The organism is Bacillus sp. PPSBB_11 (genome assembly GCF_038023285.1).
Classification (GTDB): Bacteria; Bacillota; Bacilli; order Bacillales; family Bacillaceae; genus Bacillus; species Bacillus altitudinis.
Map to the genome: position 1 here is coordinate 2,442,287 of NZ_CP150633.1, position 24,653 is coordinate 2,466,939.

The 24,653-nt window shown below is 40.8% G+C and carries 22 protein-coding genes; 14 read left to right on the forward strand and 8 right to left on the reverse strand.

Annotation, left to right across the window (positions count from 1 at the left end; all coding sequences use genetic code 11):
* Nucleotides 1-3: 3 nt before the first annotated feature.
* The 6 genes from hemE (at nt 4) to V7L95_RS11975 (ending at nt 7,790) form a co-directional block, all read left to right on the forward strand.
* Nucleotides 4-1,062 carry a uroporphyrinogen decarboxylase gene (hemE, locus tag V7L95_RS11950; protein WP_076821943.1) on the forward strand — a complete coding sequence of 353 codons (1,059 nt, stop codon included), beginning with the start codon at nt 4-6 and terminating at the stop codon, nt 1,060-1,062.
* A gap of 32 nt (nt 1,063-1,094) precedes the next feature.
* A complete protein-coding gene (gene hemH / locus V7L95_RS11955) occupies nt 1,095-2,033 on the forward strand; it encodes a ferrochelatase (RefSeq protein WP_035703469.1) in 939 nt (312 codons plus the stop codon).
* Between the two features lie 22 nt (nt 2,034-2,055).
* On the forward strand, nt 2,056-3,468 hold the full coding sequence (gene hemY, locus V7L95_RS11960) for a protoporphyrinogen oxidase (protein WP_025207039.1): 1,413 nt from the start codon (nt 2,056-2,058) through the stop codon (nt 3,466-3,468).
* A 175-nt stretch (nt 3,469-3,643) separates the two neighbouring features.
* Complete coding sequence (locus tag V7L95_RS11965) at nt 3,644-4,222, forward strand: TetR/AcrR family transcriptional regulator (protein ID WP_025207040.1); 579 nt, start codon at nt 3,644-3,646, stop codon at nt 4,220-4,222.
* Between the two features lie 64 nt (nt 4,223-4,286).
* Nucleotides 4,287-6,596: a YhgE/Pip domain-containing protein gene (locus V7L95_RS11970; RefSeq protein ID WP_017360304.1), complete on the forward strand. Its 2,310-nt coding sequence runs from the start codon at nt 4,287-4,289 to the stop codon at nt 6,594-6,596.
* Between the two features lie 144 nt (nt 6,597-6,740).
* Nucleotides 6,741-7,790, forward strand: coding sequence for a M42 family metallopeptidase (locus V7L95_RS11975; protein ID WP_025207042.1), 1,050 nt, complete (start codon nt 6,741-6,743; stop codon nt 7,788-7,790).
* Nucleotides 7,791-7,822: 32 nt separating this feature from the next.
* On the opposite strand, the gene V7L95_RS11980 is transcribed toward V7L95_RS11975, so the two are convergent.
* Together V7L95_RS11980 and yhfH are read right to left on the reverse strand one after the other, a co-directional pair.
* Complete coding sequence (locus V7L95_RS11980) at nt 7,823-9,112, reverse strand: cation:dicarboxylase symporter family transporter (RefSeq protein ID WP_008348850.1); 1,290 nt, start codon at nt 9,110-9,112, stop codon at nt 7,823-7,825.
* Nucleotides 9,113-9,451: 339 nt separating this feature from the next.
* On the reverse strand, nt 9,452-9,589 hold the full coding sequence (yhfH, locus tag V7L95_RS11985) for a protein YhfH (RefSeq protein WP_008359029.1): 138 nt from the start codon (nt 9,587-9,589) through the stop codon (nt 9,452-9,454).
* Between the two features lie 155 nt (nt 9,590-9,744).
* On the opposite strand from yhfH, the gene V7L95_RS11990 reads away from it, so the two are divergent.
* The 3 genes from V7L95_RS11990 (at nt 9,745) to V7L95_RS12000 (ending at nt 13,206) form a co-directional block, all read left to right on the forward strand.
* Nucleotides 9,745-10,488, forward strand: a complete 744-nt coding sequence (locus tag V7L95_RS11990; protein ID WP_029575465.1) for an MBL fold metallo-hydrolase — start codon at nt 9,745-9,747, stop codon at nt 10,486-10,488.
* A gap of 2 nt (nt 10,489-10,490) precedes the next feature.
* The gene (locus tag V7L95_RS11995) at nt 10,491-11,480 is read left to right on the forward strand and encodes a lipoate--protein ligase (protein WP_008348846.1); all 990 of its coding nucleotides are present in this window, start codon (nt 10,491-10,493) and stop codon (nt 11,478-11,480) included.
* 172 nt (nt 11,481-11,652) lie between these two features.
* Nucleotides 11,653-13,206 carry a fatty acid--CoA ligase family protein gene (locus V7L95_RS12000; RefSeq protein ID WP_008348843.1) on the forward strand — a complete coding sequence of 518 codons (1,554 nt, stop codon included), beginning with the start codon at nt 11,653-11,655 and terminating at the stop codon, nt 13,204-13,206.
* Nucleotides 13,207-13,416: 210 nt separating this feature from the next.
* On the opposite strand, the gene V7L95_RS12005 is transcribed toward V7L95_RS12000, so the two are convergent.
* Nucleotides 13,417-13,833, reverse strand: coding sequence for a hypothetical protein (locus V7L95_RS12005; RefSeq protein ID WP_008348821.1), 417 nt, complete (start codon nt 13,831-13,833; stop codon nt 13,417-13,419).
* Between the two features lie 177 nt (nt 13,834-14,010).
* Between V7L95_RS12005 and V7L95_RS12010 the strand changes: the two genes are divergently transcribed.
* On the forward strand, nt 14,011-15,294 hold the full coding sequence (locus V7L95_RS12010; RefSeq protein ID WP_058213978.1) for a M48 family metallopeptidase: 1,284 nt from the start codon (nt 14,011-14,013) through the stop codon (nt 15,292-15,294).
* Between the two features lie 46 nt (nt 15,295-15,340).
* On the opposite strand, the gene V7L95_RS12015 is transcribed toward V7L95_RS12010, so the two are convergent.
* The 4 genes from V7L95_RS12015 to V7L95_RS12030 form a co-directional block, all read right to left on the reverse strand.
* Nucleotides 15,341-16,486, reverse strand: coding sequence for a S8 family peptidase (locus tag V7L95_RS12015; protein WP_008348814.1), 1,146 nt, complete (start codon nt 16,484-16,486; stop codon nt 15,341-15,343).
* A gap of 386 nt (nt 16,487-16,872) precedes the next feature.
* On the reverse strand, nt 16,873-17,457 hold the full coding sequence (locus tag V7L95_RS12020) for a histidine phosphatase family protein (RefSeq protein WP_008348812.1): 585 nt from the start codon (nt 17,455-17,457) through the stop codon (nt 16,873-16,875).
* 61 nt (nt 17,458-17,518) lie between these two features.
* Nucleotides 17,519-18,814: a globin-coupled sensor protein gene (locus tag V7L95_RS12025; RefSeq protein ID WP_007497200.1), complete on the reverse strand. Its 1,296-nt coding sequence runs from the start codon at nt 18,812-18,814 to the stop codon at nt 17,519-17,521.
* Nucleotides 18,815-18,905: 91 nt separating this feature from the next.
* A complete protein-coding gene (locus tag V7L95_RS12030) occupies nt 18,906-20,438 on the reverse strand; it encodes an FAD-dependent oxidoreductase (RefSeq protein WP_340966522.1) in 1,533 nt (510 codons plus the stop codon).
* 142 nt (nt 20,439-20,580) lie between these two features.
* Here V7L95_RS12030 and V7L95_RS12035 point away from each other — a divergent pair, with 142 nt between their 5' ends.
* Complete coding sequence (locus V7L95_RS12035; protein WP_008348806.1) at nt 20,581-21,441, forward strand: SDR family oxidoreductase; 861 nt, start codon at nt 20,581-20,583, stop codon at nt 21,439-21,441.
* Nucleotides 21,442-21,499: 58 nt separating this feature from the next.
* Here V7L95_RS12035 and V7L95_RS12040 read toward each other — a convergent pair whose 3' ends face one another.
* Nucleotides 21,500-21,736 carry an IDEAL domain-containing protein gene (locus V7L95_RS12040; RefSeq protein WP_008348804.1) on the reverse strand — a complete coding sequence of 79 codons (237 nt, stop codon included), beginning with the start codon at nt 21,734-21,736 and terminating at the stop codon, nt 21,500-21,502.
* Between the two features lie 289 nt (nt 21,737-22,025).
* Between V7L95_RS12040 and V7L95_RS12045 the strand changes: the two genes are divergently transcribed.
* From V7L95_RS12045 to V7L95_RS12055, 3 genes are all read left to right on the forward strand, one after another.
* A complete protein-coding gene (locus V7L95_RS12045) occupies nt 22,026-22,604 on the forward strand; it encodes a competence protein ComK (protein ID WP_017366958.1) in 579 nt (192 codons plus the stop codon).
* A 143-nt stretch (nt 22,605-22,747) separates the two neighbouring features.
* Nucleotides 22,748-23,854 carry an alanine racemase gene (locus V7L95_RS12050; RefSeq protein WP_079919114.1) on the forward strand — a complete coding sequence of 369 codons (1,107 nt, stop codon included), beginning with the start codon at nt 22,748-22,750 and terminating at the stop codon, nt 23,852-23,854.
* Between the two features lie 301 nt (nt 23,855-24,155).
* Nucleotides 24,156-24,638: a hypothetical protein gene (locus tag V7L95_RS12055; protein WP_135226753.1), complete on the forward strand. Its 483-nt coding sequence runs from the start codon at nt 24,156-24,158 to the stop codon at nt 24,636-24,638.
* The last annotated feature ends 15 nt before the right edge of the window (nt 24,639-24,653 follow it).

Below are 24,653 nucleotides of genomic sequence, written 5' to 3' on the forward strand. Positions count from 1 at the left end.
GTAATGGGAAAAACGAAGGCTTTTAATGACACGTTCTTAAAGGCGTGCAAAGGGGAAAAAACAGACCATGTACCGGTTTGGTATATGAGACAGGCAGGACGCTCGCAGCCTGAATATCGTGCCCTTAAAGAAAAATACGGGCTATTTGAAATTACGCATCAGCCAGAGCTATGTGCTTACGTAACAAGACTTCCTGTAGAACAATATGGTGTAGATGCCGCTATTTTATATAAAGATATTATGACTCCGCTTCCAGCTATTGGAGTGGATGTTGAAATTAAAAATGGAATTGGACCAGTGATTGACTCGCCTATTCGGACAAAGGCAGATATCCAGCGTCTTGGAGAGCTTCATCCTGAAGAAGACCTGCCGTATGTGCTTGATACGATCAAGCTGTTAACAGAGGAGCAGTTGAATGTTCCGCTGATTGGTTTCGCAGGCGCACCTTTTACGATGGCAAGCTATATGATCGAAGGCGGTCCATCTAAAAATTATCATAAAACAAAGGCGCTCATGTACAGTGAGCCAGAGACATGGATGATTTTGATGAATAAATTAGCCGATATGACGATCACATACATACGCGCTCAGGTAAAAGCAGGCGTCCGAGCATTTCAAATCTTCGACTCTTGGGTTGGCGCTTTAAATGCAGCAGATTACCGGACCTTCATTAAGCCTGTCATGCAGCGTATTTTCACAGAGCTGAAGTCTGAAAACGTACCAATGATTATGTATGGTGTCGGTGCGAGCCATCTGGCGAAAGATTGGCATGACTTGCCGCTTGATGTCGTTGGACTGGATTGGCGTATGAGTATAGACGAAGCGCGAAAAGAAGGCTTAACAAAAACGTTACAAGGAAACCTTGATCCAACGATTTTACTTTCTCCTTGGGAAGTGATTGAAGAAAGAGCAAAAGCGATTTTAGATCAAGGGATGAAATCAGATCAATTCATCTTTAACTTAGGTCACGGGGTATTTCCTGATGTCTCACCAGACACGTTAAAGAAACTGACTGATTTTATTCACGATTATTCAGCTAAACATAAAAAAACATCCATCTAAATGATTTCAAATGATCTGAAGGAGTGTTGGTTGTGGAGAAAAAGAAAATGGGGCTACTTGTCATGGCATATGGCACCCCATATAAAGAAGAAGACATTGAACGTTACTATACACATATCCGTAGAGGCAGAAAGCCAGAGCCGGAGATGCTGCAAGATTTAAAGGACCGCTACAAGGCAATTGGCGGCATTTCTCCTTTATCCAAAATTACAGAACAGCAGGCAAATGGTTTGTGTGAACATTTGAATGAGATCCAAGACGAGATTGAATTTCATGTATACATTGGGTTAAAACACATCGAGCCTTTCATTGAGGATGCGGTCGCTGATATGCACCGAGATGGCATCACAGAAGCGGTGAGTATTGTCCTTGCACCGCACTTCTCCACATTTAGTGTGAAATCGTATAACAAACGTGCACAAGATGAAGCAGAAAAGCTTGGCCAGTTAAATATCACTTCTGTTGAAAGCTGGTACGATGAGCCGAAGTTTGTGGACTATTGGGTGAAACAAGTGAAAGAGACGTATGCATCCATGAGTCAGGAAGAGAGAGATTCAGCAGTGCTGATTGTGTCTGCACACAGTCTTCCTGAAAAAATTATTGCAGCAGGGGACCCATACCCTGATCAGCTTGCACAATCTGCAAAAATGATTGCTGAAGGTGCAGGAATTGAGCATTATGAAATTGGCTGGCAAAGTGAAGGCAATACGCCTGATCCGTGGCTTGGACCAGACGTACAGGATCTCACGCGTGACCTATTTGAGCAAAAAGGCTATAAAACATTTGTATACGTGCCTGTTGGTTTTGTCGCTGATCACCTTGAAGTGTTATACGACAATGATTATGAATGTAAAGTCGTCACGGATGAAATTGGTGCAGCTTACTATCGTCCAGAAATGCCAAATGCGAAACCAGCATTTATTGATGCACTGGCAGCAGTCGTATTAAAGAAGCTTAATGAAAGCAAGTAATCATATAAAAGAAGGCGATCCTATGCATGACAATCAAAAACACCTTGTCATCATTGGCGGTGGCATCACAGGTTTGGCCGCCGCCTTCTATTTGGAAAAGGAAATTGAAGAAAAAGGCCTTCCTATCCAAATATCTCTTATTGAAGCGAGTCCTAGGCTAGGTGGAAAAATTCAAACATTATATAAAGACGGTTATATCATTGAACGTGGACCCGATTCATTTTTAGAAAGAAAGGTCAGTGGACCCCAGCTGGCAAAAGATGTTGGCCTATCTGATCAGCTCGTCAATAATGAAACAGGGCAAGCGTATGTATTAGTCAATGAAACCCTTCATCCGATGCCAAAGGGCGCTGTCATGGGCATTCCAACTCAAATCAGTCCTTTCATTACAACTGGGCTTTTTTCAGTTGCCGGAAAAGCACGTGCAGCGATGGATTTCGTTTTGCCAAAAAGCAAACAGACAGAAGATCAGTCTCTGGGGGAATTTTTTAGAAGACGTGTGGGTGATGAAGTGGTGGAGAATTTAATTGAACCGCTACTATCAGGCATTTATGCTGGTGACATTGATCGCCTGAGCTTAATGTCTACCTTCCCGCAGTTCTATCAAACAGAACAGAAGCATCGCAGTTTGATTCTTGGGATGAAAAAATCACAGCAGCATGCAAAAGCGCAACAAGTGACAGCGAAAAAGCAAGGACAGTTCCAGACAATCAATCAAGGGCTGCAAGCACTTGTTGAAGCGGTCGAAAGTAAACTCAAGCTGACGAAGATTTACAAAGGGACAAAAGTGACCCAGATCGAAAAAGCCGAGGGAGGTTATGGCGTTCAATTAGACAGCGGTCAAACGCTTTTTGCAGATTCTGCCATTGTGACAACTCCTCATCAATCGATCTATTCCATGTTTCCAAAAGAAGCAGGGCTTGAGTACTTGCATGACATGACATCGACTTCTGTTGCAACAGTTGCACTCGGATTTAAAGAAGAAGATGTTCACAATGAATATGATGGTACTGGTTTTGTCATCTCAAGAAATAGTGATTTCTCCATTACAGCATGTACGTGGACAAATAAGAAATGGCCTCACACTGCACCTAAAGGAAAAACATTGCTCCGTGCATACGTTGGGAAAGCTGGCGATGAATCAATTGTCGAACAGTCTGATCATCAAATCGTGAGCATCGTGCTGGAGGATTTGAAGAAAATCATGGATATTAAAGCAGATCCAGAGCTGACGACAGTGACTCGCTGGAAAACAAGCATGCCGCAATATCATGTGGGTCATCAAAAAGAGATTTCGACGATGCGAGAAACGTTTAAGCAATCATATCCTGGTATTTATATCACGGGTGCTGCATTTGAAGGTGTTGGGATTCCTGATTGTATTGATCAAGGAAAAGCTGCCATCTCAGAAGCTGTATCTTATCTATTTTCATAAAAAACAAACTCCCTTTTCTGTCATGGAAAGGGAGTTTTTCATGTTCGTATGTTTAGAAAAGAGTGGTGAATAATAAAATTGAACAAAGTTGTTGCATCTGAGGAAAAGGATGTGGTATATTACTTTCTGTACTTAATGACCGAAACGTTCAAATAGTCATTTTGGGAGTGAGATCATGAGTGTTGATAGGAGACAAATGATTTTAGATGGAGCAACAAAGGCATTTACCCAGTTCGGGTATAAAGCCACGACAATGGACCTTGTAGCAAAGCTTGCCAACGTTGGAAAAGGAACGATTTATACTTTTTTCAAAAACAAAGAAGAGCTGTTCGATGAAATTTTCACATCACTGTTAATGGAGATGAGGAAAATTGCAGATGAAGCAATAGATGAGAGGAATAGTTTCTCAGAAAACCTTCATTTAGCACTCTTTGCAATATTAGAATTTCGAAAAAACCACCAGCTTACAATTAAAATCTTTCAGGAAAATGCGGAGCTTGGCACATCAGCAGTGAAAGAAATGATTGAAAAAATGGAGCAGATGATCATTCGCTATATTAAAACAAAAGTAAAAGAAGCGATTGAAAAAGGCGACATTAAGCCCTGTGATCCTGAATTGACGGCATTTGTGATGGTGAAACTATATATTGCACTTATTTTTGACTGGGAAAAGCGATATGAGCCTTTAACAAAAGAAGAGGTCGCTGAATCGCTCGAGCTTTATGTACTAAAAGGACTGTCTGCAACAACATAATTTTTTTTGAGTTCAAATGACCGAATTCTTAATTTAGTCATTCATCAATGGGAGGAAAACAGCAATGAATGTAATTCGGAATCAATGGAAAGACATTGTGACGAGCAAAAAACTACTGATCCCGATTTTAGCTGTCTTATTTATTCCACTGATTTATAGTGGTGTATTTTTAAAAGCTTACTGGGATCCATATGGTACAGTTGATCAATTACCTGTAGCGGTTGTCAACTTGGATGAAGGCAGTCATTATGACGGCAAAACCCTTCAAGTGGGCGATGATTTAGTGAAGGAATTGAAGAAAAACGATAGTTTTAAATGGCATTTTGTTGATAGTGAAGAAAAGGCCATCAAAGGGTTAAATAACGAAGACTATTATCTCGTCGTCGAGATTCCGAAAGATTTCTCGAAAAATGCGAGTACAGTACTAGACAAACATCCGAAAAAATCGAATCTGAAATATTATACGAATCCAGGCGCAAACTATGCTGCGTCTCAAATTGCGAATAACGCCATTATCAAATTAAAAGATTCGGTTTCAAAGGAAGTCACAGAAAATTATGCAGAGGTCATCTTTGATAACTTCAAAACGATTGCAAAAGGATTAGATCAAGCAAGCGATGGAGCGAAGAAAATTGATGACGGAACAAAAAGCGCAAAAGACGGTAGCCAAAAGTTAAAAGACAATCTGGCGAAATTGGCAGAAGGAACGTTAACGTATAGCGAAGGTGTTCATCAGTTTGCAGGAAAAATGGGTGAACTGAACACTGGCATTCAATCTCTTGATAGCGGTCTTGGTCAGCTCTTAACAGGCTATCAAACGATTGATCAGAAATTTGGTGAGCTTGGCACAGGAATTGATACATTGACCGAAGGGTTAAACACAAGCCGTGAAGGACATGAGCAGCTTTCTTCTAAAATGCCGCAATTCACAGCAGGCATTGAGCAGCTGAACAATAAAGCACAGTCATTTTCAGAAAAAATCGCTGCTGTGGAGAAAGTATTGTCTTCACCTGAATTAGCGAATCTTGAAAAGATGGCGCCTAAGATTGATCAGGTGAAAGAAGATGCAAAAACGTTCAGTACCAAACTTGCTTCTTTAAAAGAAGCATTATCTAATCGAGATGCAAAAGTAAAAAGTATTATTCAAAACAGCTCGATGACAGATGAAGAGAAAAAGGCGGCAATGGATCAGCTAGACAGTCTTCCTAAAATTGAACTGCCTGATTTGTCTGGTCTTGAGCAAAGCTTAGCGGCACTGCAGGAACTGCCTGACGCAAGTGAAGTTCAGTCTGCGGTTGCATCTGCAAAAGCACAGCTACAGCAAGTCAAGCAGCTGCCAGAGAAAACAGAACAGCTGTATACATCGACAGTCGCCATACAAAATGCGATTGATCAAATGACATCCGGTACGAATAAATTGTATCAAGGTGCACTGAAGCTTCAAACGGGCCAAGGGAAATTACAAGATGGCCTGCAAACAGCAAATGGAAAGCTTGATACAGCGAAAAGTGGTGCGGATAAACTGGCAAATGGTTCAAGCCAGCTTAGTGCAGCATTGAATAAACTAGAAAGTGGATCAGCGAGTATCCAAAGCAACTCATCTAAACTGGCTGAAGGGTCAAAATCCCTTGATAAAGGATTAGGTGACTTAAAAAGTGGAACTGGAAAGCTTTCTGATAAGCTAAAAAGCGCTGCAGATGAAACAGGAGACATTGATGCGGGGCAGGACAACTACAATATGATTGCAAGTCCAGTCAAAACAGAGAATGATACAGCGAAAAAAATTGATAACTATGGAACAGGGCTCACACCATATATTTTATCAATGGGACTCTTTGTTGGAGCTCTAATGTTGACTGTTGTATTCCCAATGAAAGATCCTGCAGGACGCCCTAGAAATGCGTTTGAATGGTTTGTCAGCAAATATAGTGTGCTTCTCTTAGTCGGTATCTTGCAGGCAGTGATTGCAAGCTCCATGCTCATCTTTGGACTTGGACTTGAAGTGGAAAGCCTCTGGCGCTTCTATCTCTTTGCAATCATCGTCAGTCTGACATTCCTAGCGATCATTCAACTTCTTGCGACGACGATGGGGAATCCAGGACGCTTCATTGCCGTCATTATCTTGGTTCTTCAGCTTGCAGCAAGTGCGGGTACATTCCCGCTTGAGCTTGTACCAAAATTCTTCCAAGTCATTCACAGTCTGCTTCCAATGACGTATACCATCAACGGATTTAGAACGATCATTGCAAGCGGTGATAACAGTTATTTATGGCACCAAGCAGCGATTCTTGGAACAGTAGCCATCATCATGATGGCTGCAACAACAGCATACTTTGCTTGGAACATAAGAAAAATGAAACAAGAAGAAGCTTAATCAAAAAAACCTTTCTCTTCCATGAGAATGGTTTTTTTGATTAGAAATTAGACATCAGGAACCCGAAGCGATATATTTTAAGAAGGATGCTGAAAAAAGGCATGCTTGGAAAGAATTTCTTTTAGATGAAGGAGGATATGCCGAATGACAACGGAAGTAAATGAAACGGTTCAGCTTATTCAAAAGCTTGTGTCAATCCCAAGTCCATCAGGAAATACTGAGAAAGTGATTGGCTTTGTCGAACGTTTTTTACAAGATTTACATATTGAAACGAAGCGAAATCGAAAAGGCGGATTAATTGCCACCCTAAAAGGAACAGATGACAAGGAACACCGCATGCTGACAGCACATGTCGATACGCTTGGTGCGATGGTCAAAGAAATTAAATCAAATGGCCGGCTGCGTCTTGCACTCATTGGAGGCTTTCAATATAACTCGATAGAAGGCGAGTATTGTGAAATTGAAACAGTAACAGGTCGTACATACACAGGTACCATTCTGATGCATCAAACGTCCGTTCATGTATATGAGGATGCTGGAAAAGCGAAGCGAAATCAAGAAAATATGGAGATTCGCTTAGATGAGAAAGTGAAAAATGCAGACGATGTGCAAGCACTCGGCATTCAAGTAGGAGACTTTATCTCATTTGATCCTAGAGTGGAAGTGACGTCTTCAGGTTTTATTAAATCAAGACACCTTGATGATAAGGCAAGTGTGGCGTTGTTACTGAGATTGATTCACCGCATTCAAACAGAGAACATCACATTGCCGCATACGACACATTTCTTAATTTCAAATAATGAAGAAATCGGATATGGTGGGAACTCGAATATCCCGGAAGAAACGGTGGAATATTTAGCTGTTGATATGGGAGCCATCGGTGATGGTCAATCAACCGATGAATACAGTGTGTCAATATGTGTGAAGGATTCTAGCGGTCCTTATCACTATGGTCTGCGCAAACATTTAGCAGCATTAGCTGAGGCAAATAAAATCGATTACCGCCTTGATATTTACCCTTATTATGGCTCAGATGCGTCGGCAGCGATTCGAGCAGGGCATGATATCATTCATGGACTGATTGGACCTGGCATTGACTCTTCGCATGCCTTTGAAAGAACCCATGAAGACTCCTTGATTCATACAGCCAATCTTCTGTACCACTATGTTCAAAGCAAATTAATCACAGTATAAAAAAAGAACCCCATGATCGGGGTTCTTTTTGATTAGCTTGAAAGTTGTGTTGGCTCAGGTACATCTTGTCCAGTCATCACGCGGTGTCCTTTTTCAGGGTCATATTGCCCTTCCCATTTAGACATCACGACAGCTGCAAGTGCATTACCAGTTAAGTTGACAACGGTTCTTGCCATATCCATGATACGATCAACACCTGCAATAAAGGCTAGACCTTCAGCAGGAACACCGATCGTTCCAAGTGTTGCAAGTAATACAACAAAGGATGTACCAGGAACGGCAGCCATTCCTTTTGATGTCACCATCAATACAAGGATTAGTGTGAGCTGCTGTACGATCGTGAGGTCAATGCCATATACCTGCGCTAAGAAAAGCGCCGCAATGGCTTGATACAAGACGGAGCCGTCCAGATTAAACGTATAACCAATTGGGATAACAAAAGAAACAATTCCTTTTGGACACCCGATGCGCTCCATTTTATCCATGACTCTCGGTAAAACTGTTTCAGAGCTGGATGTACTAAAGGCGAGAAGCATTTCGTCTTTCATGTAAGCAAGAAATCTGAAAATATTGACGCCAATCATCTTTCCAATAATTCCGAATACAACGATAAGGAAGAGAGCGAGCGCAAAATAAACAAGACCTACGAGCTTACCTAATGAAACGAGAGATTCAAGACCAAATTTTGATACTGTCACACCAATGAGTGCGAACACACCAAATGGTGCAGCTTTCATCACAACATTGACGACATGGAACATCGCATGTGACACACCTTCAAAGAAGGCGAGCACTGGTTTGCCGCGTTCACCAATCGCTGAAACGCCAAGTGCGAATAATACAGTGAAGAAAATAATCGCAAGCAAATCACCTTCCGCCAATGATTGGAAGAAGTTCGTCGGAACGATATGAAGGAACGTATCAGCAACTGATTTACTGCTTTGTTCTTTTTCCGTTTCAACATACTGGCTAATATCCTGTTTTTCTGTATGTCCAAAGTCAACGCCTGCACCTGGTTGAACAAAGTTCGCAAGCACAAGACCAAGGATGATCGCAAACGTTGTGATAATTTCAAAATAAAGAATGGTTCTAAAACCAAGCTTCCCTACTTTTTTACCATCACCCGCACCTGCAACACCTAAAATTAAGCTAGATACGACAATCGGAATGACAATCATCTTAATGAGTCGTAAGAAGAAGTCTCCAATTGGTTTTAAATATGTCTCAACACCAGGGTTACCGAAAAAGATCGCACCAACCACGACACCGAGAATAAGACCGATTAGGATTTGAGTTGCTAATCCAAATTTTAATTTTTTCATAGATTTCCTCCCTAACATATTCATTAAAGGAATATTCCCATTATATTAAGTTTTAATATATGAATTAAAGTATAACTAAAATTAAAGAGGTTCGTCCACGATTAAATTATATTAAGAAAATACAAAATTATTTGAAAAAATGGACACTTCGAACCCCCTTCGTTGTTTTAAGTCAATAAAAAGTGCCTTCCGAACTAAAAGTCATCATATGAAAATACTAAAAAACCCTTCTGTACCAAGGGTTTTACCTTTTTACCTATTTTTCAGAAAAAATAAAAAGCACTTTTGACTCCAACTGACGAAGGAGGAAAAAAGTGCTTTTTTATTCTATTTATTTCCTTATTTAAGATAACTTACTTGTGAGCATTCCTCACATTCATTACCGTAACACTCGTGCTGTTCCATTAAATCATTTCCACATTTTGTGCATTTTTTTGAAGGCAAATTTCTAAAAAACTCAGTGATTTTTCCTAGCATTTGTCATCCTCCAATACGTTTTATTGCTATCATTGTATTATAACAGATTTATAATTGTCAATCTGTTTTGTAACAATAGGCAAGAAGAATGCTTTTTTTATGAAAAATGGGTATATTGTAAGAAGGGGATTTTTTGAAAAGGAGGAAATATGACGATGAAATTAACCGTGATTGGCTGCTACGGAGGATTTCCAGCAGCTGGTGAAGCCACATCAGGTTATCTTTTTGAATCAGATGGTTTTCGTCTGCTTGTCGACTGCGGGAGCGGAGTTCTGTCAAAGCTTCAGCAATACATTGATATAGAAGAACTAGATGCTGTACTCCTTTCTCATTATCATCACGATCATATTGCAGATATCGGACCTCTCCAATATGCGAAGCTAGTGGGTTATCATTTAGGAAAAAGCAGTGGTCCGCTGACGATCTACGGACATACCGGGGATCAAGCAGCATTTCAGCGGCTCTCTGATGATGTACATACAAAGACAAAACCTTATCACCCAGAAGAGGGCATTCAAATCGGACCATTTCAAATTGATTTTTTGAAAACGGTTCATCCGGCAGAATGCTATGCGATGAGAATTCAGGCACATGAGGCTGTGGTGGTGTATACAGCCGACTCCAGCTATCAAGATGCATTTATCCCTTTTAGCAAGGATGCAGACTTACTTATTGCCGAAAGCAACTTTTACGCCGGACAAGACGGATCGGGTGCAGGACATATGAACAGTACTGAAGTAGGGAAGCTGGCCAGTGAAGCAAATGTTGGGGAGCTCATCATCACCCATCTGCCTCATTTCGGTCGGCATAAAGACCTAGTCAATGAAGCACAGGCGTTATATACTGGCAATATACAGCTTGCCCATTCAGGGCTTAGATGGAACAAGGAAGGAAGATAGAGATGCTGTTTATCGATAACGAGCAACATTATGATCCAATGATTAATTTAGCAATTGAAGAGTATTGCTTAAAATATTTAGATCCAGAAGAAACGTATTTGCTGTTTTACATCAACCAGCCGTCTATTATTATTGGAAAGAACCAAAATACAATAGAAGAAATCAACACAAAATATGTGGAAGACAATGGCATCAAAGTCGTTCGCAGGTTATCTGGCGGTGGTGCAGTTTACCATGACAAAGGAAACTTGAACTTCAGTTTTATTACAAAAGACGATGGGGACAGCTTTCATAACTTTAAAAAATTCACCGAGCCAGTCATCAAAGCGCTTGAAAAGCTTGGCGTCAAAGCGGAATTAAGCGGCAGAAATGACATCATGGCAGATGGGCGTAAAATTTCGGGGAATGCTCAATTTGCTACACGAGGACGTATCTTCAGTCACGGCACCCTATTATTTGATTCAGAAATCGAACATGTTGTCTCGGCATTAAATGTGAAGAAAGAAAAGATCGAATCAAAAGGCATCAAATCCATTAGAAGCAGGGTTGCGAATATTAGTGAACTGATGGATCAAAAGATGACAACAGAAGAATTTAGAAAAATTCTTTTAAGCTATATTTTTGACACGAACGGAGACGTGCCTGAGTATCAGCTGACAGAAAAGGATTGGGAGAAGATTCATGAGATTTCTCGTGATCGATACCAAAAATGGGAATGGAACTACGGCCGTTCACCTAAGTTTAACTTGCAGCACTCTAAGCGTTTTCCAGCTGGATCGATTGATCTTCGATTAGAAGTGAAAAAAGGCATCATTCAAGACTGCAAAATTTTTGGTGACTTCTTCGGTGTAGGGGATATTGCTGATATTGAGAAACGACTCATTGGGCAGCAATATGATCGCAAAACCATTAGTGATGTATTAGAAGACATGGATATGCGCCATTATTTTGGTAACGTATCAAAAGAAGATTTTCTGGATTTGATTTATTAAGCAAGGACAAGCACGGCTAGAGATAGCGGTGCTTTTTCTAATGAAAGAGATGAAAGCGGTTTACATTTGATCTTGTGAATTTTTTCGATTGTCTATTATAATAGAAAGGAGGAATGTTTGGTCATAAAATGAATGGCTATTCATTCATTGATGAAGTATAAGGGGTGGGAGAATGGATTTGATCAAAAATCTTGAGCAGACTGCGATGACCAAGGGAGAGAACGTCGCACTGATCTTTGAAGGGAACAAGTGGACCTATCAAGAACTGATGACAAGTATCGAACGTTTTGCAGATGGTTTAGTGAGCGAAGGGTTTCAAGCGGGAGATCATATCGCGCTGATTTTAGGAAATTCACCGCATTTTGTGATTTCATTTTTTGGTGCATTAAAGGCAGGACTTGTTGTTGTACCTGTCAATCCAACATATACGCCAAGTGAAATCGGCTATATGCTTGTCACTGGTGATGTAAAAGGGATTGTTGCACCGGATCAGCTTCTGCCGATATACGAGCAGGTGTATGAACAGCTTCCATCTATTGAACGAGTCATTATTTGTGCACAAAATGAATCTGCGTGCAGGTCAAGTTTAAAAGAAGTATCTGATCGTCTTGTTTTCTTCGGAAAGCTTGTGTCTGGAGATGCGCCGGAAACTGAGCATCCTGTCATACAACCTGACGATACGGCCGTTATTTTATTTACATCTGGCACAACAGGAAAACCAAAAGGGGCAATGCTCACTCATGTTAACCTATATTCAAATGCAAGAGACATTGCGGAGTACCTGTCAATTGATGAGAAGGACAAGGTGATTGCTGCTTTGCCGATGTTCCATGTGTTTTGTTTGACCGTCTGTATGAATGCCCCTTTGATTCATGGAGCGACCATCTATGTCCTGCCGCATTTCAGCCCATCAGAGCTTTTACGAATGATGGAGAAAGAAAAACCAACGCTATTTGTTGGTGTTCCAACCATGTATAACTATTTATACCGCCAGGACGGTCATGAGGAAGCGATGAAGTCGGTGAGGATTTGTATATCAGGCGGTGCGTCCATGCCTGTTGCTTTACTTCACGGTTTTGAAGAAAAGTTCGGTGTCACGGTGCTAGAGGGTTACGGATTATCAGAGGCTTCCCCAGTGACGGCATTCAATCCCCTTGATGGAAAAAGAAAACCAGGCTCGGTCGGCACTGATATTATGAATGTGAAAAATAAGATTGTGAATGAACTTGGAGAGGAAGTTGGACCAAACGAAGTCGGAGAACTGATCGCAAAAGGGCCAAACATTATGAAAGGCTATTATCAAATGCCAGAAGACACAGAGGCGGCCCTGAAAGACGGCTGGCTGTACACAGGAGATTTGGCGAGAAGAGATGAAGACGGATATATTTATATCGTCGATCGAAAAAAGGATATGATTCTCGTTGGTGGGTATAATGTCTATCCAAGAGAAGTAGAAGAAGTGCTTTATCAACATGAAGCTGTAGCAGAAGCCGTTGTCATCGGTGTGCCAGATCCAAACACAGGAGAGGCTGTTGTCTGTTACATTTCCCCTAAGAAACATGCTCACATCAATCAAGAAGACATCATCACACATTGTTCACGCTATTTGGCGAAATATAAGCAGCCCCAAACGATCCATTTCATTGATGATATTCCAAAAAACACGACTGGTAAAATTTTAAGAAGAGCGCTAAAAGACAAGTACCAAGCAGAAACAAGTAAATAAAAAGGGAGCCTCTTGAAGAGGCTCCTCAGATTGTTGACAAAGGGCTAAAATGTTGTTTATTTTAGCCCTTTGTCTTCTTTTCAGTGTGATAGAAAACCTTTGAAGTTTAGGAAGGACGAGTACTGGCGCGGAGCGAATTTCACATTCGTGAGCACCAGCACGCAGGACTGACAAAGAATGCGAGGGTTTGTCTACACGCTGGGGAGTCTCCTATGAAGAGTCTCCTTTTTGAATCGCTTCTTGTACCTGTTTTCGAAAGGAATTTGACTGTTTTTGATTTAATTCATAATAGGTGCCGTCTACTAAAAAAACAACTTGAGAGCGGTTGGTCCATAGCTGAAAAGAAGTGCCATTTGTCCGTCCGAACATGACCTTGGCGATATAATCTGGCTTCTTTACATTCTTTTTGAGATGGCTGCTTGTTTGTTTCCCTTTGTTTAATTGTTCAATTAGATCCTCAGTTGTATCTTTATCATCTATTTCATAAGAAATAGACTGGTTCGTCGGTGAAAGCAATAATTTCTCTGCTCGATTTTCATCGAAGATGTCACTTGTCCGGCTGAACACATAAAAGAAGGTAATCAGTAAAAGCCCAAAGATCACAATTCCTGCAAGGATTTTCTTCATGATGAACCTCCAACTCACTTTTTTATGGTTAGTTTCTCCGATTTTTGAACAGCATAATCATTTTTTTCACTCAAGCTTTTTCAGATAGGGCATGCTATGATGGAGCCACATGAGACAGGTTCTAAACAAAAACGTGCGTGATTACAATAGAGAGAGAAATGGAAAGGAGGCTGACCAGTGCGAGTACGCAAATGGGTAGCTCTTGCAACGGTAGCATACATATTGTACGGTCTTTTTATTTATTCTTACTTATTTCTAATGGGGGATTCATCTGTCCCTGACAGTGTGAAAGGGACAAGTGCAGACCCGCATACATTTATGACAAGCCATGAGCTTTTGATCAGTGGAAATTACTCGAACATTCGTAACCTGTTGTACTTTATGACAATTCCTTTAGATTGGTATGTCTTTTTCCTTTTGCTCATTTCAGGGTTTTCAAGGAAATTAGCAGATTGGAGCTTGGCAGCAGCTCGTTTTGACCTTTTGAGCAAACTTGTGTATGTGTTTGTGCTGTCATTTTTGACGATGCTGATCACATTGCCGGTCAAGTGGGTGAGCTACCAGTTGTCCTTGAACTACGGTGTTTCAGCACAAAGCACGGCAAGTTGGCTAAAAGACCAAACGCTTGATTTTTGGATTCAATATCCACTGCTTGTTCTATGCGCGATTGTGTTCTTTTGGCTCATTCAAAAGAAAAGGAAGTATTGGTGGCTGTATGCTTGGTGTTTAACCGTTCCAGTTACTCTATTTCTCTTCTTTATACAGCCGGTCGTTATTGATCCACTCTACAATGATTTTTACCCATTGAAGGATCAAGCGCTTGAGAAAAAGATATTAACTCTTGCAGAGAAAGCACACATTCCAGCAGATCATGTATATGAAGTCAACATGTCAGAGAAAACAAACACGATGAATGCTTACGTCACAGGAATTGGTGAAAATAAGCGTATTGTTTTGTGGGATACGACACTTCAAAAGCTGAAAGACCGTGAAATCTTATTTATCATGGCGCATGAGATGGGACATTACGTGATGAAGCATGTGTATATCGGTTTAGCAGGATATTTAGTGCTGTCTCTGGTTGGATTTTTTGCCATTGACCGTCTTTATTTTTACCTTTACCAAAAAGGCGCTTCTCCATTTCGTCTGAAGGCACCACATGACGTTGCTGCTCTTCCGCTTCTGTTGATCATTGTATCTATGCTGTCATTTGTTGCTTCTCCTTTTACAAATGCTGTGTCAAGACATCAAGAACGTGCAGCTGATGAATATGCTGTGAACTTGACAAAGGATGGAGAGGCGGGGGTGACGTCATTTCAAAAGCTTGCAAAATCAGGGCTTTCCCAAGTCAATCCGCCACTTTTAGTGAAAATATTCCGCTATGGGCACCCAACGATGATGGAGAGAATCATCGATATGGAAAAGGCAGCGAAAAAAGAGGAAACATCGAAAAAGCAATAAATAAAAAAATCCGGCTCAGTTAGCCGGATTTTTTGTCACACTTATTTTAGTTAGAAGCTGCTTGAACGTTAATTAATCCTTTTCCATAATAGAACGAATTACCAAGCGGTGTTGCCGTATTTTCTAAGCGCTGACGAACCTGAGAAGTCGATAGATTCGGATACTTAGAAAGGATAAGCGCTGCTGCTCCTGCTACATGAGGAGATGCCATCGATGTTCCCGTATAAGATGTATATCCACTGCTTGGTACTGTACTTAAAATCGATGTACCAGGTGCAGAAACATCTAATTCAGGACCTGCGCTAGAAGATGAGTTTCTGACATTGTTGCTGTTCACGTTGGCAACAGCAATGGTTGAGTCGTATTTAGCAGGATAGCCAACGGTGCTAGTAGAGCCAGTTGAACCTGAATTCCCTGCTGCGGCAACGACAACTACTCCGCGATTATTCGCTGTGTCTACAGCATTTTTAAGCGCTGTGGAGCCGTTTGGTCCGCCTAAGCTCATATTGATGACATCCATGTTATTGGCAACAGCCCATTCAATACCGCTGATAATCCAGCTGTATTGTCCATCGCCATAACGATCTAACACTTTAACGGCATACAAGGAGGCGCTTGGCGCAACCCCAAGAACACCAATCGTGTTATCAAGGGCAGCAATGGTTCCGGCTACGTGAGTTCCGTGTGATTGAAAGTCTTGTGTGGCATTTGGCTCTGAAGGGACGAAGCTAGCACCGCCTGCAACATTTAAGTCAGGGTGTGCGGCGTGGATTCCAGTATCAAGGACAGCTACTTTGACGTTAGCACCTTTATAACCTTGAGCGTGTACGGCTGGAGCTTTGATTTGAGGGATACCATAAGGGACGGTTTGTGCATATGCTTCTGCTTTGTGGTCTTCTTCTACATAAGCAATGCTAGGGTCGTGTTCAAGTTTTTTTGCGGCTTGTTCAGACATCTTCACTTGTGCAGCATTAATGAGGCGGTATTGTTTTTCTAATTTCCCACCATTTTGTGTCACTGCTTGTTTCTTAGAGCTGTTTGTGGTGGCAGAAGCTTTAAAGCCAACGATATAGCTTTTTTCACTTTCTGACTTTGAGGCAGTCTCGGCATTTGCCATCGAGCCTCCAAACCCTGCTGAAAACAGAAGAGGGACAGCCAATAAAACACTTGTCATCACATTTTTCTTTTTCACGCACATTCCACATCCCTTTTTCTTATTTCAGAATAATCATCCGTAGTCTATTAGAATGATCCGTTTGATTATTCTGTATTTTCAGTTTAATAGAGATAGGCAAATAAGAGTAGACCCGAATTTTTGTGGAAGTCCTAGCGAAAAATAGGGAATTAAGTCGCTTGGAAATGATGGTAAAATATGTTTATTCTGTATTTCCAACGGTTTTCTATTAAAAAGGAATCGTGCTTTTTTTCTCATGATCCATTTGAGGATAAACATTCGATACCCGAAATGCCATAAAATAGGTAGAAAAGGCTATCATCTATTTCGAATTTCGATATAAAAAAATATTATTTTATCATTATTTTTGACATGAAAAAGAACCTGTTATGAAAACAGGTTCTTTAAGAAGGGGCAGATTGTGTTAAATGGCTGACCACGTTGTAATCGTTCACCTTCCATTCACCATCTGTCCATTCCACATAATTTAAGCAGGCATTCTCAAGTCTTGTATCCTTAATACCCATATGTTTGTCAGCTAGTGAGGTGAGTAAGGCATGGATGGCAGCACCGTGTGCTACGATTAGTACCCGTTGATCTGGGTAGGTTGCTCTCACTTTTTCAATACCTTCTAGCATTCGATCTTGAAGTGCCGATAGTGGTTCCATATTTGGATACTGTTTATTTGGAAACAGTTTCTGACGTTCCTCAAATGACATGCCTTCAGCGTCGCCATAGTCACGTTCAATAAAATCGTCCATGATCACGAGCGGTGCATGTACATGCTGTAAAATCAAATGAGCTGTTTCTTTTGCCCTTGATAGCGGACTGGAAATGACAACATCCCAGTGGGCATTTTTTAAGTAAAGACCGGTTTGTTCCGCTTGCCATTTACCAGTGTCATTTAAAGGGATATCTGTTCGTCCTTGAATTCGTTTTGCTGCATTCCAATCGGTTTCTCCGTGTCTGACTAGGCAAATTGCTGTCAATCAAATCCCGCCTTTTCTATCTTTTCCTCTATTATACTAAAACAGAAGAAGAATGACTGGATCAGTGATTTGTCAGACTCGTTAAAGACTCGACCGAACTTGCCACTTGGGACACTGTTTGTTTGACTTCTTTCAATTCGTTTAGGAATGTTTGCAAATCTATTTCAATTTTTCCGTTTTGGTTTTTGCTTAAGTTCATGCTGCTGACGATATCATCGAATAGCGAGTTGATTTGGGTCATTTTTTCTTTACTGTCTGTCACAAGTAAATTCACATCAGCAATATGCTGTGACACAATGGCGATTTGTGAATTTGTGTTGTTGACGAGCTCAGATACAGTTGAAACCGTTTTCTTTGTATCCTCTGATAATTTGCGAACCTCATTTGCAACGACAGCAAAGCCTTTGCCATGTTCACCTGCTCGAGCTGATTCGATTGAAGCGTTTAAAGATAGTAAATTCGTTTGCTCCGCAATACCTGTGACGATCCCAAAAATTTGTTCAATTTGTTTCGCAATTTCTTCTAAGCGTTTAATTTCTGTTTCAATCTTTGTCATACTGCCGTCAATTTGGTTCATTTGCGTCTGCTGAATTTCTAACTCTTTTTTACCGCCAATTGATTTCTCTTCAACTTGTGCTGAGATCTTTGTGCCAGCCTGTGACATATCCGCCATCTCATCAGATTTTGATACAAGTTTGTCCACTGCATTTGTTGTGTTTGAGAAGAGAGAAGCAAGTGAATTAGATGTTTCTGTAATTTTTGTATGAAGCTCTTTTTGCTGTAGTTCTGCTTCATCACGAACTTTAGAGTATTCATTTTGGAACGTATCTAGGACAAGCTGCTGCTCTAGATTTAAAATTTTCGTCGTCGCTTTCACTGCCGTCTGATATTCTTTGAAATCTTGGATATGCTGGGCAAATAAATCCATAATGGATAGCAATAGGTCTTGGAAGGCTGCCATATACCATTTAGGTTGAAGTCCAATTCTTAAATGAACTTGTGCAATTTTAATTCTTTTGGCCACATAAGATTCGTCAATCACACCGGCAAACATTTCACTAATATGAATGCGTAGTGTTTTCTTTAAACGCTCGACTGAGCTGTTATCTTGAATGATGTGCATCAAGGAAGACTCGACTTCTAGGTTTTTATAAAATTTATCGACGATATGTTCAATTTCATCTTGAACGATTGGATTCAGCTGTTTCAAGATAAAAAGGTCTTGCTGCGTCAAATCAATCATTTTAATTTGTTTGGCAATGTCCGTATTCTCCGGAAAATTGATTCGTTTTATCCCATCATCCTGCTGTGTGAAAAAAGCAGTGTTTTTCTTTTTACTCTCTTTTTTAAATAACAATGTGTTTGTCCCCCCATGATCATCAAAAATATCAGACTTTATGTTTTTTATCGGATAATATTGGATTTTTTAAAGGGGAAACAGTGAAATTTTACTGTTCTTTATATGACCTTTTTAGTGGTTTTTTCGCCGGACCTTCTACTACTTCTCCCGTAATGGAGAAACGAGACCCGTGACAAGGACAGTCCCACGTGCGGTCACTATTATTCCACGCGACTTCGCAGCCTAAGTGAGTACAGGTTGTATCGACAAGAAAGAGATCGCCGTCCTCTGACTTAAAAGCGCCACATTTTTTGTGCTCATAAGATACAATGCCGCCTTCACCCGGTTTTAAATCATCAATTGTTTGATCAGCTCGCTTTAATTTACCGCTGATCAGCTTTGCTGCAACATTGGTGTTTTCTTTGATAAAGTCTTTTACGAATGCGTCTGATACGAGTCTTGATGGAGTAAAGATGGATTCGTAAGGATTCGATTTTCCTTCGATCAAATCTCCGATCAGTGTCGCTGCTACGTGGCTTGTGGTCATGCCCCATTTTCTAAAGCCTGTTGCCACAAAAATATTCGAATGATGCGATGTCAGGCGGCCAATGTAAGGGATTTGATCCATTGTGACCATATCGTGCGTGGACCAGCGGTAAAGGACTTCCGTTATACCAAGGGTGGCTTCACCAAACTTTTCTAGTGCTTCATAGTGTGCGGATTCATCTCCGCCTTGTCCGGTTTTATGGCCTTGTCCACCGATGAGCACGACATCTTCTCCATGGAATTTCGCCGTTCTTAATGAATGGGCAGGCTGATCAATTCCTAAGTACATGCCGTCAGGAAGCGGTTTTTTTGTTTTGGCTGCGACGACATAAGATTGCTCAGGATGGATTCGCGTGAAATACAGTCCTTTGCCATCGTAAAAAGGAAAGTGTGAGCATGAAATGATAGAGCGCCCCATCAGATGATGGCCACTTTTTGTGATGACAGCAGGGTGTTTTCCTTCTTTTACATCGACTGCCGTTGTCTGTTCAAATATGCGCACGCCTCTGTCAATGAGCTGATCGATCAGTGCATGAAGATAATGAAGAGGATGAAATTGTGCCTGCTGCGTCATGGCGAGGGCTGCCTTGATGCCAGCATCAAACGGGAGCGCTGTTTTCCATTCGCGATCGATACCGAGCTGTTTGTACGCATCTAATTCCTTCTTTAACTTTTTGACGCCGTTTTCTTCTGTTGTATAAAGATAAGCATCTTTTACCTCAAGATGACAATCAATGTCATACTCTTTCACACGTGCTTGGATGAGTTCCTTAGCTTTTTCATTTGCTTTTACATATAAACGGGCTTTCGGCATACCAATATGTTGAATCAGATCATGATAGTACACATCATGCTGGGAGGTAATTTTCGCTGTTGTATGTCCGGTGGTTCCTTGCAATACTTGATCAGCATCTATGATGATGACATCCAGTCCGCGTTCTGTCATTTCAAATGCAGTAGCGATACCGGTAATACCAGCACCGACAATGATGACATCTGCTGTAAGATCTTCGCTGACAGTAGGAAAAGAGGGCTTCTCACTATCAGCTAGCCATAATGACTTTGCTTGTTCCGATCCTTTATGTTCTTGTTCCATGTTGTCGCCTCCAGTCACTTGTTGTGTATAATTTTTCCACGATGCTGAAAATCATACATTTTAATGAAAACAAGAGCGAAATACATAAAAAAATGAGCAACACATAAAAATAAACGAGATAAAAAGGAAGGAGTGGTCTGACGTGTCAACAAAGCAGCCAAAGAAAACGTTACCGCCTCAGCATCAGAACGAACGTCCAGGACTTGAATATAAAATGAACCCTAGACCTATCTTTGATCGAGAGGTGCAAGGCAAAAAGCTGACAGGGAAAACGGCGATTGTCACAGGTGGAGACAGCGGGATTGGAAGAGCAGTATCTGTCTTATTTGCGAAAGAAGGAGCCAATGTAGCGATTGTTTATTTGAATGAACATCGTGATGCGGAAGAAACGAAGGACTATATTGAAAAAATGGGAGGTCGCGTTATCTTAATAGCAGGCGATCTAGGCGATGAAGCTTTTTCACACGAGGTCGTCAAACAAACAAAAGATGCTTTCGGTTCGATTGATATTTTGGTCAACAATGCAGGTGAACAGCATCCGCAAAAAAGCATTGAACAGATTACCTCTCACCAGCTTCTTCGGACATTTCAAACGAATATATTTGCCATGTTCTATTTAACAAAAGCGGTGCTCCCTCATTTAAAAAAAGGAAGCAGTATTATTAATACAGCATCGGTCACTGCTTATAAAGGTCATGAAACCTTAATTGATTATGCATCGACAAAAGGGGCGGTTGTAACGTTTACAAGATCATTATCTCTATCTCTTATCAAACAAGGGATTCGGGTAAATGGGGTAGCGCCTGGACCGATTTGGACACCGCTGATTCCATCCACATTTACGGAAAAGGAAGTGTCTGAATTTGGTGGTGATGTCCCAATGGAGCGGCCTGGTGAGCCAGTAGAGTTAGCACCGAGTTATTTATTTTTAGCGAGCGAAGACTCTTCTTATATGAATGGACAAATGATTCATGTGAATGGCGGAACCATATTAAATGGATAAAAACAAAAAACTTGCGGTAAAGAGACAAGTTTCTGTCTCTCTGCCGCAAGTAAAATCATCATGATTGATGTAAGCAATGTTCTGCATATTGAGCTGACAGGTCATTAAAACGCTTTTCATCACGCTGATCTAGCGCCTTGTCAATCTCTTCTCTAAGGAAGGTTAAGCGCTGTTTATAAAGCGCCTCATCTAAAACCATTTGAATATAAATGTCTAAAATAGTAACGCCATTCTCTTCGGTTTTTTGGGTGTTGCGGGACTTCATGAGCTCAGCATACGTTTTTTTCTCTTTCATAAAGAATCCCCCCGATGCCTTTTTTATAGTATATGGATTGGCGGAGAAAAAATCAACAAGAATTTATAATTTTTAGACAATTTATTTTTGAGCCATATCGACACCACTTGTCCAGTCGACAAGATGCGATATATCTTTAAAAATGGCTTTTAGATAGATCGAATGTACTAAAAAACATGATAAAAAGATAATTTTAAATAAATATTGAAAAAATCCTGTCGTTTCTTATACGTTGGTGATAGATTAATAGTATCTAAAATAACCAAAAATTAACACAGGAGGAAATGAAGTGTCAGGAATTAGTGAAACACCATTAGATTCATACGTCATTAATCAAACAACAATGGCGGTCCTTCCGGTTGAAGAAGGAAAACGAGTATATTCAAAAGTGATCGAAAGAGAGACAAGCTTTTACGTTGAATTAAAGCCGCTGCAAATTATAGAACGCAGTTGCAGGTTCTTTGGCTCAAGCTATGCAGGCAGAAAAGCGGGAACATATGAAGTAACAGGTATTTCCCACAAGCCTCCCATCGTGATTGACTCATCCAATCATCTGTATTTCTTCCCAACCTATTCATCCAACCGCCCTCAATGCGGATGGATCTCCCACAAATACATTCATATCTTTCAGGAATCATCCCTCGGAGACACGGTTGTTACTTTTACAAATGAGCAATCGGTCAAATTAGATGTCTCATATAAGTCATTTGAGAGTCAGGTACACCGAACAGCGTATCTCCGAACGAAATTTCAAGATCGACTTGATGGAGGTCTTCCTAAGAAACAAGAATTTATGCTGTATCCAAAGGAACAGCAGCTCAACCTTGTGTATGATTTTATCTTAAGAGAACTTCGTAATCGTTATTAGTGAGAGACCAGCGGCAGACAGCCGCTGGACTGCTTACTCATCGTCATCACTTTTTTGCAGAAAAAACCATTGATTATCGTATAAAAAAATATATAATTTATCTATATCATATAATTTTTTATATAACGAAAGGGGTCATGGGGATGATGTATGAAGAACTGGATACGCCGGCACTACTCATTGATAAAAGGGTGATGATGGAGAATGTAGTGGCGATGCAGCAATACGCAGACCGTCAGCATGTCAAATTGCGCCCTCATACGAAAACTCATAAAACGCCTGCACTTGCCAAGCTGCAGGAAGAGAAAGGTGCATCTGGCATTACGGTGGCGAAAGTAGGAGAGGCTGAAGTAATGGCAGCCCATGGGCTCAAGGATATTTTTATCGCCAATCAAATTGTAGGTGAGATTAAACTCAAGCGGATTCGTAAACTGGCAGAGTTGATACAGATTTCATTCGGTATAGATTGTGTTGAGCATGTGAAGCAGATTGAGCAAGTCTTTTGTGAATCAGAGAAAAAAGCGGAGGTTTTAATTGAGATAGAGGTTGGAGAGGGAAGGTCTGGTGTCATTGAAGAACATGATTTCTGCCACATATTAGAGGCGATTCAAACAAGTGATGCCGTTCATTTAAAGGGGATTTTTTCTCATGATGGTCATACGTATCAAGCGGAAAGTAAAGCACATTGCCGGACATTATACAAGGAGGCTGTAAATCGAACGCTCCGTTTTGCGCAGATTGCAGAAGAAGCTGGTATGCCGCTAGAGGTCGTCAGTATTGGATCAACACCGCCATTTTTATTTCAATTTGATATTCCAAAAGGAGTCACAGAAATACGGCCAGGCACATACATCTTGATGGACGCTTCCCAGTCCAATGTAATCGGCACATATTCACATTGTGCAGCATCTGTGCTGACAACGGTCATTAGTAAACCGACAGAGCGCCGGGTGATTACAGATGTAGGGGCCAAGGGGCTGACGGCACAAACACGTACAAAAGGGCTGACCAAAACAGAGGGCTTAGGCAAAGTGAAAGAATATGATGATGTATTTGTTTCAAGCGTATTTGACGAGCATGCCATTATCTATCATGAAGGCTTTCGTCAAAGTGTACAGATCGGTGAGAAGGTGCAAATGATTCCGAATCACATCTGTCCTGCTGTGAATCTTCATGAAAAAGCATACCTCATTCAAGATGGCGAAGTGGTAGAAGAGCTGGAGATTGCTTGTAAAGGAAAGCTGCAATAAATGGGTAGGATCATAAAAGGCGCCGAAAGGGGTCTTTTTTATTGGAGAAAAAATGGCGAAGATGAATTAGATTGAAACCAAATGTGCCTTTCTCGTCGTCTATTGACTGTATCATCATGAAATGGCAGGGAAATGTGAACCATTAGAAGGATTTTCATTCATTTCCGCATAAATCACAGAAGTGATACATGCGGTCTGTTACAATAAAAATAAGTCATTTCTTACAAGGTGTTCGTATGAGGTAAAAGTTGATCATATTTGACCGATATGAACAAATGGGAAAGAGAAATGGGGGCCCTGTATGAAAAAACGATGGCATTTGATGCTGCTATTTACCGTGACAGTGACACTACTCACGGCCTGCAATCAAGCAGGTCAGCCGCCTTCAAAACAAAACACAAAAGAAGCTGCGTATGAACAATGGGTTCAGCGTTATATGGATGAGTTAAATGAAGCATATGAAAACATGACCGATCAATTTATTTCGGATGGACATGGAAAAATTCAAGTAAATGAAAAATTGACAAAAGCGACGAAAGCATTCGACCGTGTCATTCAAAAAGGGCTTACTCATCAAGAAGTGCCAGCTGTGTATCAAAAGGCAGACAAACAATTAAAGACAGGTCTTGCTTCATTTGAAAAAGGAGTTAGCAAGGTAGAGCAGCTGTTAAAGCGTCCTGATCAAGAAAAGCTGTTTATGTCAGCCACTCAACATTTTCAAGATGGATTGCAAGAGACAGCCTCTTTCATTGAAGAAGTAGGAAACGTTCAGCAATCACAATGAAAAGCCTGGAAGAGA